21 protein-coding genes are annotated in these 14387 nt (G+C 55.1%); 11 read left to right on the plus strand and 10 right to left on the minus strand.

Annotation, left to right across the window (positions count from 1 at the left end; genetic code table 11):
- Positions 1-31: 31 nt before the first annotated feature.
- From rfbA to KA369_13050, 7 genes are read left to right on the plus strand one after another with little or no spacing between them, the layout of a single operon-like run.
- Positions 32-907, plus strand: a complete 876-nt coding sequence (gene rfbA, locus KA369_13020; GenBank protein MBP7736891.1) for a glucose-1-phosphate thymidylyltransferase RfbA — start codon at positions 32-34, stop codon at positions 905-907.
- Positions 907-1452 carry a dTDP-4-dehydrorhamnose 3,5-epimerase gene (gene rfbC, locus KA369_13025; protein ID MBP7736892.1) on the plus strand — a complete coding sequence of 182 codons (546 nt, stop codon included), beginning with the start codon at positions 907-909 and terminating at the stop codon, positions 1450-1452. Before rfbA ends, rfbC begins: the two co-directional genes overlap by 1 nt.
- Positions 1449-2312, plus strand: coding sequence for a dTDP-4-dehydrorhamnose reductase (rfbD, locus tag KA369_13030; GenBank protein ID MBP7736893.1), 864 nt, complete (start codon positions 1449-1451; stop codon positions 2310-2312). The genes rfbC and rfbD overlap by 4 nt, the downstream gene beginning before the upstream one ends.
- A gap of 22 nt (positions 2313-2334) precedes the next feature.
- Complete coding sequence (gene rfbB, locus KA369_13035) at positions 2335-3405, plus strand: dTDP-glucose 4,6-dehydratase (protein ID MBP7736894.1); 1071 nt, start codon at positions 2335-2337, stop codon at positions 3403-3405.
- A 39-nt stretch (positions 3406-3444) separates the two neighbouring features.
- Positions 3445-4572, plus strand: a complete 1128-nt coding sequence (locus KA369_13040; GenBank protein MBP7736895.1) for an NAD(P)/FAD-dependent oxidoreductase — start codon at positions 3445-3447, stop codon at positions 4570-4572.
- Positions 4562-5221, plus strand: a complete 660-nt coding sequence (locus tag KA369_13045) for an HAD family hydrolase (protein MBP7736896.1) — start codon at positions 4562-4564, stop codon at positions 5219-5221. The genes KA369_13040 and KA369_13045 overlap by 11 nt, the downstream gene beginning before the upstream one ends.
- A 21-nt stretch (positions 5222-5242) precedes the next feature.
- Positions 5243-5542, plus strand: a complete 300-nt coding sequence (locus tag KA369_13050) for a hypothetical protein (protein MBP7736897.1) — start codon at positions 5243-5245, stop codon at positions 5540-5542.
- 114 nt (positions 5543-5656) lie between these two features.
- Here KA369_13050 and KA369_13055 read toward each other — a convergent pair whose 3' ends face one another.
- Complete coding sequence (locus KA369_13055) at positions 5657-5926, minus strand: hypothetical protein (GenBank protein ID MBP7736898.1); 270 nt, start codon at positions 5924-5926, stop codon at positions 5657-5659.
- Positions 5927-6320: 394 nt separating this feature from the next.
- Between KA369_13055 and KA369_13060 the strand changes: the two genes are divergently transcribed.
- From KA369_13060 to KA369_13075, 4 genes are all read left to right on the plus strand, one after another.
- Complete coding sequence (locus KA369_13060) at positions 6321-6791, plus strand: transcriptional repressor (GenBank protein MBP7736899.1); 471 nt, start codon at positions 6321-6323, stop codon at positions 6789-6791.
- Positions 6792-6850: 59 nt separating this feature from the next.
- Complete coding sequence (locus KA369_13065; GenBank protein ID MBP7736900.1) at positions 6851-7114, plus strand: DUF5320 domain-containing protein; 264 nt, start codon at positions 6851-6853, stop codon at positions 7112-7114.
- Between the two features lie 74 nt (positions 7115-7188).
- Positions 7189-7374, plus strand: coding sequence for a CooT family nickel-binding protein (locus KA369_13070; GenBank protein ID MBP7736901.1), 186 nt, complete (start codon positions 7189-7191; stop codon positions 7372-7374).
- A 16-nt stretch (positions 7375-7390) separates the two neighbouring features.
- Entirely contained in the window at positions 7391-7687 is a 297-nt protein-coding gene (locus tag KA369_13075; GenBank protein MBP7736902.1) for a hypothetical protein, read from the plus strand.
- An 81-nt stretch (positions 7688-7768) separates the two neighbouring features.
- Here KA369_13075 and KA369_13080 read toward each other — a convergent pair whose 3' ends face one another.
- From KA369_13080 to KA369_13120, 9 genes are all read right to left on the minus strand, one after another.
- Positions 7769-8119, minus strand: a complete 351-nt coding sequence (locus KA369_13080) for an iron-sulfur cluster assembly scaffold protein (GenBank protein MBP7736903.1) — start codon at positions 8117-8119, stop codon at positions 7769-7771.
- 44 nt (positions 8120-8163) lie between these two features.
- Positions 8164-8688 (minus strand): gamma carbonic anhydrase family protein, encoded by a 525-nt coding sequence (locus KA369_13085; GenBank protein ID MBP7736904.1) that lies wholly within the window; start codon positions 8686-8688, stop codon positions 8164-8166.
- A gap of 49 nt (positions 8689-8737) precedes the next feature.
- The gene (locus KA369_13090; GenBank protein MBP7736905.1) at positions 8738-9004 is read right to left on the minus strand and encodes a hypothetical protein; all 267 of its coding nucleotides are present in this window, start codon (positions 9002-9004) and stop codon (positions 8738-8740) included.
- Entirely contained in the window at positions 9001-9582 is a 582-nt protein-coding gene (locus KA369_13095) for a carboxymuconolactone decarboxylase family protein (protein MBP7736906.1), read from the minus strand. Before KA369_13095 ends, KA369_13090 begins: the two co-directional genes overlap by 4 nt.
- 105 nt (positions 9583-9687) lie before the next feature.
- Positions 9688-10830: a YibE/F family protein gene (locus KA369_13100; protein MBP7736907.1), complete on the minus strand. Its 1143-nt coding sequence runs from the start codon at positions 10828-10830 to the stop codon at positions 9688-9690.
- An 8-nt stretch (positions 10831-10838) separates the two neighbouring features.
- Positions 10839-11177, minus strand: coding sequence for a NifB/NifX family molybdenum-iron cluster-binding protein (locus KA369_13105; protein MBP7736908.1), 339 nt, complete (start codon positions 11175-11177; stop codon positions 10839-10841).
- The gene (locus tag KA369_13110; protein MBP7736909.1) at positions 11174-12043 is read right to left on the minus strand and encodes an Mrp/NBP35 family ATP-binding protein; all 870 of its coding nucleotides are present in this window, start codon (positions 12041-12043) and stop codon (positions 11174-11176) included. Before KA369_13110 ends, KA369_13105 begins: the two co-directional genes overlap by 4 nt.
- Before the next feature lie 46 nt (positions 12044-12089).
- Positions 12090-12605 carry a tRNA (N6-threonylcarbamoyladenosine(37)-N6)-methyltransferase TrmO gene (gene tsaA, locus KA369_13115; protein MBP7736910.1) on the minus strand — a complete coding sequence of 172 codons (516 nt, stop codon included), beginning with the start codon at positions 12603-12605 and terminating at the stop codon, positions 12090-12092.
- A 64-nt stretch (positions 12606-12669) separates the two neighbouring features.
- The gene (locus tag KA369_13120) at positions 12670-14370 is read right to left on the minus strand and encodes an FAD-dependent oxidoreductase (protein ID MBP7736911.1); all 1701 of its coding nucleotides are present in this window, start codon (positions 14368-14370) and stop codon (positions 12670-12672) included.
- Positions 14371-14387: the final 17 nt, after the last annotated feature.

A 14387-nucleotide genomic window follows, 5' to 3' on the forward strand; every position in this document is an offset into this window, starting at 1 on the left:
TGTAACTATAATACTATTTATTGAGGCTTTTATGAAAGGAATTATACTGGCAGGCGGGTCCGGTACGCGGCTCTATCCGATAACGCACATCATGTGCAAGCAGCTTCTTCCCGTCTATGACAAGCCGATGATCTATTATCCCCTTTCCACGCTCATGCTGGCGGGGATAAAGGACATTCTCATCATTTCGACACCCAGCGATGTTCCCCATTTCAATGAGCTTCTCGGCGACGGCAGCAGGCTGGGGATCTCCCTCTCCTACAAGGTGCAGGATAGCCCCCGGGGCCTGGCCGACGCCTTCATCGTCGGGGAGGATTTCATCGGGAAGGAAAGGGTCTGCCTGGTCCTGGGGGACAATATTTTCTACGGCCATGGGTTCACGGAGATGCTGATGGACGCGGCAGCGTCCGAATCGGGCGCCACCGTGTTCGGCTATTACGTGAACGATCCGGAGCGCTACGGCGTCGTAGATTTTGACAAAAAAGGAAACGCTCTTTCCATCGAGGAAAAACCGAAACAGCCGAAGTCGAATTACGCGGTGGTGGGTCTTTATTTTTACGACAACGAGGTGGTGTCCATCGCCAAGTCGATCAAGCCGTCGGCCCGGGGCGAGCTGGAGATCACCGAGGTCAACAACCAGTACCTTAAGCGCGGCAGGCTCAAGGTCAAGATCATGGGCCGCGGCTATGCCTGGCTCGATACCGGCACCCATGAATCGATGATAGAGGCCGCCCAGTTCGTGAAGGCCATTGAGGACCGCCAGGGCCTGAAGATATCCTGCATCGAGGAGATCGCCTACGCGAAAAAATACATAGATGAGGCGCAGTTGCGAACCATCGCGGAGCCTCTCAGGAAATCAGGATACGGCGAGTACCTGCTGAAAATTTTAAAACAGGATGCTTTTTGATGCCCTTTACCTTTACCAGTCTCGATATCAAAGGCCTTGTCCTCGTTGAGCCGCGGGTCTTTCCGGACGAACGGGGCTTCTTCCTTGAGTCATACAAAGAATCGGAATTCGCCCGGGAGGGGATATCCTGCCGGTTCGTGCAGGACAACCATTCCCTTTCGAAACGGAACGTCATCCGCGGTCTCCATTTCCAGAAGGCCCCCCGGGCCCAGGGAAAGCTGGTGCGCGTTATCCGCGGCTCTGTCTGGGATGTGGCTGTTGACCTCAGGAAAGATTCCCCCGCGTACAGGAAGTGGATAAGCGTTGAGCTTTCCGATGAAAATAATAAGATGTTCTTTATCCCCGCCGGATTCGCCCACGGCTTCCTGGCCCTGACGGACGACGTGCACCTCCAGTACAAGTGCACCGAGGAGTATGATCCGGCCCTTGATACGGGCATTCGATGGGACGATCCCGATATCGGCGTTTCCTGGCCGGTGAAGGACCCCATCGTCTCCGCTAAAGACCGGGAGCTTCCCTATCTGAAAGACGTGGCGGACCTATGATCTGGCTCATCGGCAACAGGGGCATGCTCGGCACGGATGTGGAGCAATCGCTGAACCGGCATTCCCTCGCGTACAGGGCCTCCGATGTCGATGTCGACATCACCGACTATGCCGCTCTCAAGGCCTATGCCGCCTCTTCCCCCGTCGAATGGATCATCAACTGCTCCGCCTACACGGCCGTGGACGCCGCCGAGGATGAGCGCGAAAAGGCCTTCCTGGTCAACGCCGAAGGCGTTCTGAACATAGCGCGGGTCGCGAACGAAATCGGCGCGGCCCTTGTCCATGTCTCTACCGATTACGTGTTTGACGGCGACAAAACCGAGGCCTACCGGGAGGACGACCCCACGAATCCCATCGGCGCCTACGGCGAGAGCAAGCTTGCCGGGGAGCGGCACGTTGTTTCCGCCCTGGAGCGCCATTTCATAGTCAGGACCGCGTGGCTCTACGGCGAAACGGGAAAGAATTTCGTCCATACCATGATCAGGCTCTTCAGGGAGCGGGACGAGGTGAGGGTCGTGGCGGACCAGTGGGGAAGCCCCACCTTCACCGGGGACCTCGCGGAGGCGCTGGTAACGGTGGTGAAAAGCAATTCAACGCGGTACGGCATCTATCATTATACGAACGAGGGAAGGACCACGTGGCATGAATTTGCCCTGGCCATATACGACCTGTCGCGGCGCCACGGCCTGGTCGACCGCGACGTCCGGATCGTGCCCATCACCACGGCGGAGTATCCCACGAAGGCGCGGCGCCCGAAGAATTCTTACCTGTCTAAAGAAAAGATGATCCGCGACCTCGGGGTCCGGTGCCGTCCCTGGCGGGAGGCCCTGGAAGAATGCATCGCCGGTCTGAAGAAATAATTATTGATCAGTGGAGATACAGATGAGAAAGCTCAGCAACATCATGGTCACCGGCGGGGCCGGTTTTATCGGGTCCAACTTCATTCGATACCTCTTCGGCCGGAGCGATTTTTCCGGAACCATCGTCAATGCGGACAAGCTCACCTATGCGGGCAACCCTGAAAACCTTACGGATATAAACGACTCCCACGGCGGCAAGCGCTATTTTTTCGAGAAGGTCGATGTGTGTGATTTCGCTGCAATCAAGGCGCTCTTTGAAAAGCACGCCATCGACACCGTGATCCACTTTGCCGCGGAATCCCACGTGGACCGGTCCATTTTCGGGCCGAAGGAATTCATCGAGACCAATATCATGGGGACCTTCAATCTGCTGGAAGTTGCCCGGGAATGCTGGAGCGGGAGGGATGATGTCCTCTTCCACCATGTCAGCACGGACGAAGTGTATGGGTCCCTGGGCGATACCGGGTATTTCTTCGAGACGACCCCCTATGATCCGAGGAGCCCCTATTCCGCCTCAAAGGCGTCGTCGGACCACCTGGTGATGGCCTACAGCCACACCTACAACATGCCGGTGACCCTGTCGAACTGCTCCAACAATTACGGCCCCTACCAGTTTCCGGAGAAGCTGATTCCGCTGATGATCCAGAACATCCAGGACGAGAAGCCCCTGCCGGTATACGGCGACGGCAAAAACATCCGGGACTGGCTCTACGTCGATGACCATAACTCGGCGGTGTGGCTCATCGTCAACAGGGGGAGGGCCGGCGAAACCTACAATATAGGCGGGGAAAACGAGTGGGAGAACCTGAAGCTGGTCCATGTGCTGTGCGAAAAAATGGCGGCGGCCATGGGGAAGGAAAAGGAATACTATAAAAAGCTGATCACCTTCGTGAAGGACCGTCCCGGCCACGACCGCCGCTACGCCATAAATTGCGACAAGATCAAGAAGGAGCTGGGCTGGCGCCAGAGCTACGATTTCGACGGCGGGCTGGACAGGACGATCCGCTGGTACCTGGACAACGAGAAATGGGCGGCCCGCGTCAGGAGCGGGGAATACCGCACCTGGATAGAAAAGAACTATGACAAGCGTTGATGCCCGCGGATAGGGGGCCTCGCTGGAGAATTAATTCCAGTGCCAATTGATTTTAAATATACGGTCATCGGCGCCGGAGTCGTGGGCCTTGCCATAGCCAGGGCCTTGGCCGAGGACGGCAGCGGCGGCGATCTCCTGGTCGTGGAAAAAGAAAGGACCTTCGGCCGCGGCACGAGCTCCCGCAACAGCGAGGTGATCCATTCCGGGCTCTATTACCGCACCGGGAGCCTCAAGCACCGTCTCTGCCTGAGGGGGAGACGGCTCCTCTACGACTATTGCGCACTGAAAGATATCCCCCACAATAAATGCGGCAAGCTTATCATAGCCGCATCTCCCGAAGAAGAGGCAGAGCTGGAATGGCTCAGGCGTCAGGCTGAGCGCAATAACGTTGAAAACGTCGTGCTTCTGGGCAAAGAGGAATCCCTTCTTCTTGAGCCCCGCATCAAAGTGACCGCGTCGCTGTTCCTGAAGGAAACAGGCATCGTCGATAGCCATTCCCTGATGAAGTCCCTGGAAAATGACGTGAAACAGAAGGGCGGGACCGTCCTCTATAACGCCCCCGTTGTGTCGGTGCGGCGCGCCGGTTGTTACGAGATCAAGCTCCAAGACGGCGCCTCGTTCACATCGGAGTGTTGCGTCAATGCCGCCGGCCTGTCAGCGACGGCCATAGCGGCCATGATCGGTGTTCCGGCGCCGACGCTCTATCCCTGCAAGGGATCCTATTTTTCCTACACGGGACCGCTCAAATGCCGCCACCTGGTCTATCCGGTGCCTGAAAAAAAACTGACCGGCCTGGGAGTGCACGCGACCATCGATCTGGGCGGCAGGATGCGCTTCGGTCCCGATACCGAGTACGTGAGCGCCATCGACGATTACTCCGTCGGCAATGAGAAGCTGGACTACTATTATCGCTCGGCGAAAAAGATTTTTCCGGAGCTGCTCCGTGAAGATCTTCAGCCCGATACCGCCGGCATCAGGCCGAAGATCCAGGGCCCCGGCGATCCCGAGGTGAAGGATTTTTATATACGGGATGAAGGGGACAGGGGTTTTCCCCATCTGATAAATCTCATCGGCATCGAATCGCCGGGCCTGACCAGCTCATTGGCCATCGGCGAATATGTGAAAAATCTCATCAATAATGATATGAAAGTAAATCATGAAATATAAGGCGGTCTTATTCGATCTGGACGGAACCCTCCTGGACACGCTTCATGACATCGCCGACTCGATGAACGCGGTCCTTGAGAAAAACGGGTTTAAGCCCCATCCTGCCGAGCGCTATAAAAAATTTATCGGCGGCGGCGTCGGCGATCTGGCCAGAAGAACGCTTCCAGCCGGCGTCGATGACGGGACGGCCGCGGATATTTCGATGCAGATGCGCAAAGAGTACGCTCATCGGTGGGGCGTCAAGACCAGGCTCTATCCCGGCATAGAGACCATGCTGGACGGCCTGGTTGAGCGGGACGTGGCAATGTCGATCCTGTCGAACAAGCCCGATGATTTTACCCGGATCATGGGCGGCCATTTTCTCGGCGCCTGGCCGTTCCGGATCATTATGGGCGCCTCCGATGTGTTCCCGAAGAAGCCAGACCCCTCGGCGGCATTATACATCGCCCGCCAAATGGGAATCGATCCCGCGGTGTTCCTGTACCTGGGAGACTCGGACGTTGACATGAAGACCGCGGCGGCGGCCGGCATGTTGCCCGTTGGCGCGCTCTGGGGATTCAGGGACGCGGAGGAGTTGCGAGCACATGGGGCAAAGCATCTGCTGCGGAAGCCGGGAGACCTGCTGGACCTTTTTCGCACAGTGTCCTAAGTTTGTGACCGGGAAGGGGATATGATGGAAGCGGATGCCGACGACGTTATCCCCCGTGCCGATGTCGTGGCGATAACCGGGACTTCCATAACAAACCATACCCTGCCCCGGCTGCTGGATCTGTGCCGGCGCGGGTCCTATATCATAATGCTGGGGGATTCGGTCCCCATGTCCGACGTCCTGTTCGACTACGGCGTTGACGCGCTCTGCGGCACGCGGGTGGCAGACGCCGCCCTGGCCCTGAAATGCGTGAGCCAGGGCGCGAACTTCAGGCAGATAAAGGGAGTGAAAAGGCTTACCCTGAGAAAGGATGCGCCATAGGGAATGAGCGGTATCATGGCGGATTATGGAAGCCATCAAACCGGTTAATAAGGATTGCTCCCGGACTACATGGATGTCAATGGTTCAATACCTCGCTGTTTCAAGGCGGAGCGTTCAGCGCTGGTGGCTGACAAGCCATTCCTTTACCCAGTATTCCGTGATAAGCCCTTCCTTGATGTAGGGGTCTTTTTTGCAAATATCTTCCGCCGTCTCCCGGTCCACCGCGGGGAAGATGATCAGGCCTCCTGTCCTGTCCCTGAAGGGCCCGTCGGAAAAGGCCTCGGGCGCCTTTTCCTCCCAATAGGCGATATGGGCGGGAATGGTCGTCTTCAGCTTGAGCGGCTCAAACTTCATTGAGTAGTAAAACGCGAATGTCTGCTTCATTGTATCTCCTTGGGGCTTTTGCCCGGCCCATGCCGCCGATAGACCATCATGATGGGCGGCGGCACCGTGGGGGTTATTCCGGTATTCCGGCAGCAGCCTGACGCGCGTTAATAAAGAATGCGATTGTACCTGGCTGATGTTTCACCGGTGAAGGATAAGCAGCGGCAATTTTTTTTCAAGCATTTACCCTTATGAGAAGCATATTTCTTAATTGACAATATGGCAAATAGCGCAGCCCTTGATGACATCCATAGCCGGTATATCGGCATGCTGAAATAAACAATTATTTCTCATAAGTATTTTTCTGGAATTATTCATTAAATTGTTGACGGCACAGGTTGTTTTCGATATATTGATAATGAAAATCATTTTCAATTAGAATCGCGAGGATGAATTGAGAGGCAAAGGACACGGAGGAGGAGCGTGGTGGCAAAACCGGTTCCACGACATCGGGGCGCGCGTGACGGCGCCGCGCGAGGTCGTGATCGATGTGCTCCATGAAACCGACGATCACGTGAGCGCCACCGACGTATACGTTAAGGCGCACGAGATGAACCCGTCCATAGGACTCACCACGGTGTATCGCACCCTGGACATGCTGACGCAGATGGGCATTGTTCAGAAGTTCGATTTCGGCGACGGCAAGGCCCGGTACGAGCTCGTCAATAATCCGGATGGAAAGAAACACCATCATCACCTGATCTGCCTCCGCTGCAAGGCGATCATCGATTATTCGGAGTTTCTCGATGACGAGCTTGAGTTCATCGGCAAGACCCAGGGCCGGCTTTCAAAGAAATATGATTTCGATATCACCGATCACGCGATCAGCTTTTACGGCTTTTGCGATCAATGCAGAAGGGGATGATTTTTTTAAGATTTTAATGAAAATGGTTTTCATTATTATTTGTATCAAGGAGGTTTGATATGCCACGGGGAGACAGGACCGGTCCGCTCGGATACGGACCGATGACGGGAAGAGGCGCGGGGTTATGCGCTGGCAACGGGGCTCCCGGATATATGAACCCGGCTTGCGGCCGGGGACGGGGTTCTGGCGGCGGAGGACGCGGCTTCGGCGGCGGCCGGGGATGGAGGAATATGTTCTACGCCACCGGCCTGCCCGCATGGGCGCGCGGATATCCGACGGGGACCATGCCGGCCGCTTATGGAGCAATGGCTCAAAAAAAATAATTGCCAGTGGTGAGTAAAAATGAAATACTGCAGGGCAGTCCATTTTCAGCATAACCGGAGGTTCCGCCATGTGCATGCCGACCGTATGGATAAAAGATAATGCGGGGGAAGAACAGATATTCGCGGAAACCGCCATATTGAGAGTCGAGGAGAATACCGTCGTTTTATCGACCCTTTTTGGCGAACAGAAAGTCGTCAGGGCGGTAATTGAAAAGATAGATTTCATGAATTCCCGGGTCATATTAAGAAGGGGGATCTGAAAAAGGGGGGTTATCAATGAATGAAGAAAACGGGCATCATGGTCATAGGCATCACCATGACCATGGCCATACCCATACCCATACCCATGAAACGCATAGTGCCGATCTGAATCCGGAACGGCTCAGGACGCTTATCCCGTATCTCAAAAAGCACAACCTGGATCATATCGAGGATTTAAAGAAATGGCGCGCCCAGTCGATTCAATCGGGTTTTAACGATATCGCGGAGGAGTTCGCGCGGATCGCCGTGCTTTCCGAAGAAATCGACCGGCGCTTCGCCTCGGCTCTTGATCTGCTCGAAAAGCGCGGATAAGAATGATCGCCCATCAGGATCGATCACACAGCCATGGGGGCGGCAATGAACGCCGCAGATAAGCCGTTCACGGAAAGAGCGTCACGTTACGCTCTTTTTATATACATAATCGGCAATGGCCTTTAAGAGCGCCATGGCCGCCAGTATGGAGCAATGGACATGGTCTTCCGGCAGGTCCGCGACCTCGTTTCTTATCGCGGCGGGCGAAATGCCCATGGCCTCGTCGATATGCTTTCCCTCGACCAGCTGTGCAGCCGTTTCCCCGCAAATGCCGGTATGGCCGCACCCGTCGGTGTAAAACCTGGCATCCGTTATGACATCGTTCTGTATAACGAGGTAAAACTCCATCTCGTCTCCGCAGATTCCTTTGACGGAGGCGCTGCTGTCAGGGTCATTCGATCTGCCAAAGTGGTTGAATTCGGAAGTCTCCATGCCGTTCCTTCTATTGATTTTTATAAAATGAAATCACCGCCATGTCACCCTATGACGGAACAATCGGTCTTGTACTGCTTGGCCAGGTCAACATAGATCTGCTTGGCCCAGGTCCATTCGGTCTTGTTATGCTCCTTCAGATCGCCGAGCTCGCGGGACGGAACGCCGGCGTAGATTTTACCCGGCGGTATTATCTGCTTCCTCGTAACCAGCGCCTGCTCGGCCACCAGGGACCATTCCCCCACTTCGGAGAAATCGCTTATGGTGGCCCTCATGCCTATGGTGGCGTAATCCCGGATGACGGCGTTATGGATCATGACGCCGTGCCCCACGGTGACCCGGACGCCGATTTCCGTCTTGTTGAGGGGACGGGCGTGGATGATGACCCCTTCCTCTATGGCGCTCTCGTCGCCGATGGTGATGGTTCCGTAGTCGCCCCGGAGGATGGCCCCCCACCCGACATAGCAGTTTTTCCCGATGCGCACGTCGCCGATGATTTCAGCGGTCGGGGCGATCCAGGCGCCTTCGCCGATGATTGGTTTCCGGTCTTTGATCTGATAGATTGGCATTATTTTCCTTCCTGTGGCATATTGTGGTACAACATAACAGTTGCAATGTTCATTGATGTGAGCCGTCCGTGCCGCGGGCTTTTTGTATCAGGTCGAAAAGGCTTGATATCTTATCGGGAGGCGGAGCGAATATCCGCGCTATCTCGGATTCGGAAAAGTTGCCGCTGATATAGTGTTCAATGTCGATTGTTTCGAACCAGCAGTCTTTGATCCTCCTGCACGGCATCCCTTCGCTTACGGTGCGGCAGTATCTGAACGGCACATAATGTCCCAGGGCGCGGCAATAAGCCGTTTTATCGTCATGCTCTTCTTTCATGATTCGATTGCACCGCTCTTTTTTTTCAGGAACAAGGAAAGCGGGAAAAGGAAGGGAAAATTCAGCAGGAAGAAAAAGAATTCAAATGCCAGGGCGCTGTTTTCCGCCTTGACGCCGCGGATCCTTGACAGAAAGGCGTCGAAGGTGTTGCCGCTCAGGTTGCCGAAGAAAATGGCCCGAATGTAGAGTATGATATCTTCCGCCGTTCTTTCGCCATAATAATCGAAAAGCCTGTTCGTTACCTCCGGGTCCGGCTTTCTGTCCGTTTCAGCGTAGTTCTGCGCGTAGAGCAAAGCCGGAATCTCCTGTGCGGAAGCGTTGGCGTGGAATTGCAGGTCCAGGATCTCCCTGATCTCGTTTTCGGTCATGCCGGAGGAAAGGGCCTGTTTCGCGTGGAACCATGAGCAGTAGCGGCAGCCGTTGACGGCCGTGACCACCAGCATGATTTTTTCCGAGAAAGATCTGGCAATGGCTTTATTCCTGAAGGCCCTGACGAATCCCGGTATGTTTTGCATGATAAAACCGAGATCCTCCCGGTACTGCCTGAACGTGTATATCTTTCCTTTGAAGCTGTCCATGATCGTTGTGAAGTAATTGAAATACCAATAGCGTTTTATCGGCCCTGCTATTGTTTGAAGTACATCAGATGCAATTGATAATCATTGTCAAGTGAGATTTCTTTTTTATTTTACCGCGGCCCGCTTCATCTGCTTCCGCTTGTTAAGCTCTATGCAGATGATCGCGGTCAGGGGCATGCTGAGAAACATGCCGATGCATCCGACCGCCGATTTCACCAGCTCCGAGAGCACCGGGTTATAATTGAACACCAGCATGAGGGGCGTTGCCGGGTCGAAACGCATGGCGATGAGAAGGACCAGGGGCAGGGCGCTCCCGACGTAGGCGAACATGAGGGTGTTTACCGTGGCCCCGAGCATGTCGGAGCTGACGGTGATGACTGATTTAAACGCTTCCGAGACGGAAATCTCGGGATGTACCCGGAAAATCTCCTCGGTGGCCGATACGATGGAGATGCAGACGTCCATGATGGCGCCCAGGGCGGCGATCACGATGCCGGCAAGGGCGAGGCCGCGCAGATTGACATCGATGGACGAGGCGTAAAACACCGTCATCATCTCGCCGGTGACGATGCCCGACAGGTGCATGATCCACCCGGAGAAAAGGGCGAGGGCCGTCGCCAGGAGCACGCCGGACGAGGCCCCCAGTATGGCCGCCAGGGTCTTTGTCTTGAAACCGAGGATGATGGGAACCGTGATCAAGATCGCGAAAAGCGAAGTCCCCACCGCGATCGGAAGCGGCGAATGCCCCTTAAGGGTCATGGGGATCAGGACATAGAATATCAGGATGATCGTCGCGATCAGGGAGAGCATCGAAAGTACTCCGCGCAATCTTCCGACGAACACTATGGAGACGACGAGCAGTATGGCAAGAATGACAATGCCGGCCGTGTTGTCCACATCGTAGATGGATATCTGCTCGACATCGTCGGCGCCGTCCATCCGGGAAATGCCAATGAACACGGTGTTGCCCTCGCGGTAGAACATGTCCCGCGGCATGTCGTCCTCGCCCCGGTAGACGGACACGTGGGTCTGCCCTTTCCTTTCGCCGTCGATGATGCGCAGGTGCACGCGCATCTCGACGAGGGAGGCGCCGGCCCCCCCGGTCCGGATCCGCTCGATTTTTTCGACCTTTGCCCGGGCGAATTCGCGCAGATCAACATAGGCTTTTTTTTCTTTCGCCTGGACGCCTGTGAACACAAAAAGGAGCGCCCCCATGATCGCTGCTGTTAAAAAAAATTTTTTTCCCATGGCTCCCCCTAGTGATCGCAGACGTTCGATCCCGTAACCAGGTGCCCGTCCAGGTAGTCCTTCACTATGGCCGATGGCTCTCCCGCCGGGGCGCCGGTTATGACGGCGACGCCGTTTTCCTTGAATATGGACACGGCGCGGGAACCGATGCCGCCGGCTATGACGCACTTGACGCCTTTATCGGCGAGCCAGCGCGGCAGAAGGCCCGGCTCATGGGGCGGAGCGTTGAAGGTCGCCCGTCCGCTGATCTGCTTCGTGGTGTCGTCCACGTCGAACACTTCGAATTGATCACAGTGACCGAAATGGAGGCACAATTTCTTATCCGATACTGGTAATGCTATCTTCATTTTTTAGCTCCTTGCAGTATGGTGTCGACGATATTGGAAAAGCTTTTATGGGCGGGCGTTTTTTCCGCCCCGTTGTTCCCATGAAAGGGATTGCCGCTGTCGCCGCTGGCGACGATATGGCTCTCGATCGGTATTTCCCCGAGGTAGGGCACGCCCATGTCTTCCGCCATTTTCCTTCCGCCGCCGTTTTTGAAAATGTTCGTTTCCTTGCCGCAATGGGGGCAGGTGAAGCCGCTCATGTTTTCGATGACCCCTATGACCGGCATGTTGAGCTGCTTGCAGAAGCTGACGGACTTGCGCACGTCGATGAGGGCCACGTCCTGGGGCGTGGTGACCACGACGGCCCCGTCGGCGTTATCGATGAGCTGGCATACCGACAGGGGCTCGTCGCCGGTGCCCGGAGGGGAATCGACGATGAGGTAGTCAAGGTCGCCCCATTCCACCTCGGACAGGAACTGCTTGATGACGGTGTACTTCATCGGCCCCCGCCAGATCACCGCAGTATCGTGATCCTGAAGCAAAAATCCGATCGAGATGACCTTGAGGAATTCATTGTAGGGGACCGGCGTCATTTTGCCGTTACTGGTTCCCACCACCTGGCCGAGCTCCATGCCGAGCAGCTTCGGCACGCTGGGCCCGTGGATGTCGATGTCGAGGAGTCCGGTCCTGAATTTTTTTTCCGCGAGGGAGACGGCGAGGTTGACGGCGACCGTGCTTTTCCCGACCCCCCCCTTTCCTGAAAGAACGATTATTTTATGCCCTATGCGGGACAGGTTTTCCCGGAGGGCGGCTTTCTCCTCCTCGTCCTTGTTCGCCCCCTGCGCGCAGGCGCTTTGCTTTTTTTCGTTTTCCTTGATGCTGGACATGATAATCTATACTCCTGTTAATATTATAGTGCGTACTAATTAAATACTATTTATCCTTAAACGGTTTCTGCAGCCATTCGTCGTGGCTTCTCGTTTTTGTCGTCACTCCATCGGAATGGCCCGTTGATATGGTTTTCATCCAGCCGGTCCTTACTTCGTCATCATCAGAGGGAGCGTCAAAGCGCGGATTATACGGCTTGATGTCAAGGAGCGGCGTCCCGTCGAGCATATCCACGTCGCGTACGGTCAATCTTCCCCCCGTAACGCCGACAAGGGTGACGAGGGACAAGCCGATATGGTTGGGGCGGTGGGGCGAGCGGGTCGAAAATACGCCGCGTTGCTCCGTGTCCATGTACGGTTTGGTAATCGTCCTTTCCTCATTGCTGACATGGAGATGATAGAGAAGGAATATATGTGAAAAACCCTCGAGATCGCGGGATGCATCCCGGTACTCATCGATGAGCTCGATATACCCTTCAGCGCCGGGATGGAGGCGGCCCTGCACCGGGATACTGTCCGATACGCTTTTAAACGGCGTATGTATGACGCCGATCGGTTTCATGATGATATCGGTTGATCTCACTTGATATTTGCCCTTCTATTTTAAGTCCTGGTCCCGGCCAGGATCATTTTTTTGCAATTTTGGCATAGGGCCAGCATACGATACCGCCGTCCATGAAGCGCACATTGCTGAAACCAGCCGCTTCCAGGATCTTCTGCGCCTCATAACCGCGAAGGGAAATTTTGCAGAAGGGAATTATATCCCTATCCTTCGGCAGCTCGGAGCAACGCTCGCGCAGCTTTCCGAGAGGGATGAGAGTGACGCGCTTGTCGTCAATCCTTACCTGCTCGAATTCCTGGGGCGAACGGACATCGAGAAAAACAAAATCCTCGTTCCGGTCAATCATTTCTTTGACTTCGCGGGGCGGTATTGAACGGGCTATTCCGTTGATCTTGTTTTGAGCGATATTCGCGGCTGTGATGATATTGTCCATCGCCGGTGAAAATGGCGGGGCGTAAGCGAGGTCGAGATTGCCGTAATCATCGATTTTCAATCCCTGGGTCATGGCGGTTATGACTATCTCAATCCGTTTTGCCACGTCTCCGGGGCCGATAATCTGTGCCCCCAGGATCCTCCGTGTCGCGGTATCAACGATCAGCTTGATGATTATCAGTTTGGCCTCGGGATGGAAGTGGGGCCGGTCCGGAGCAGGACTGAGCACGATAACAATGTTATGGCCGGACTGCCTGGCGCTCGATTCAGTAAGGCCGGTCCGCGCGACATTTATGTCAAAAACCCTGCAGATGACTGTCCCCATGACGCCGGGATACTCCGATGTTTTCCCGCAGATATTATCGGCGATGATCCTGCCGTGCTTGTTCGCCGTTGACCCCATGGGAGCATATATGGGTCCGCCAGTTACAATACTGGTGTTCTCAACGCAATCGCCTCCGGCGTAAATCGACGGATCGGAGGTGCGCAGGTGTTTGTCAACGCGTATGGCTCCTGTTACGCCTATCTCAAGACCGGCATCCGCCGCAAGTGAAACCGCTGGTTTGTTCCCGATTGCGACCAGCACCAGGTCGGCTGGGAAGCCGCCCTGTGAGGTGGATACGCTTATGACATTACCCTGGTCGTCTCCATTGATTTTCATAACGGATGCTCCAAGTACGAGGTTGACCCCCTGTGCCTTCAGTTCGTTATGTACATGGAAGGCCATCTCGTCGTCCAGGAGTGATGGCAGAACCTTGTCCATTTTCTCTATAACCGTAACATTCATGCCCTGGCTGACGAATGATTCCGTCACTTCGATTCCAATGAGCCCGCCGCCGATGATAACCGCGTTTTTACCGATAAGTTGTTTTTCCATATCGCGGATCTTTCGGCCATCCTCCACCGTGGTGAGGAAATTCACGCCGTTCAGGTCCATGCCGGGAATGGGAGGCGCAACGGGGCTCGACCCGGTGGCCAATACCAGGGTATCGTAGGGGATTTCAGCTTCCTCTCCAGAATCAACCTTGACGGCGTGAATCTTCTTCCCTTGGCGGTCGATGCGCTTGGCCAGCGTCTTGTTCAATACTGTTATATCCTTGACGTTTTTGAAAAAAATCGTGTCCCTGACGACACCTGCCGGCGTGGTCATTAACTCTTTATAGTCATTTACCTCTCCTGATAGATAAAAGGGGAGGCCGCACCCGGCATAGGAAAGAAGCTCGCCTTTCTCGACGATGGTAATTTCCGCTTCTGGGTCGAGTCGGCGTATTCGTGAAGCGGCCTTGGGGCCGCAGGCGACTCCGCCGATGATTACTATCCTTTTTTTGCTCATTGATGGTACCTCTCTTT

The organism is Spirochaetota bacterium (assembly GCA_017999915.1).
In the GTDB taxonomy this organism is placed as follows: Bacteria; Spirochaetota; UBA4802; order UBA4802; family UBA5550; genus RBG-16-49-21.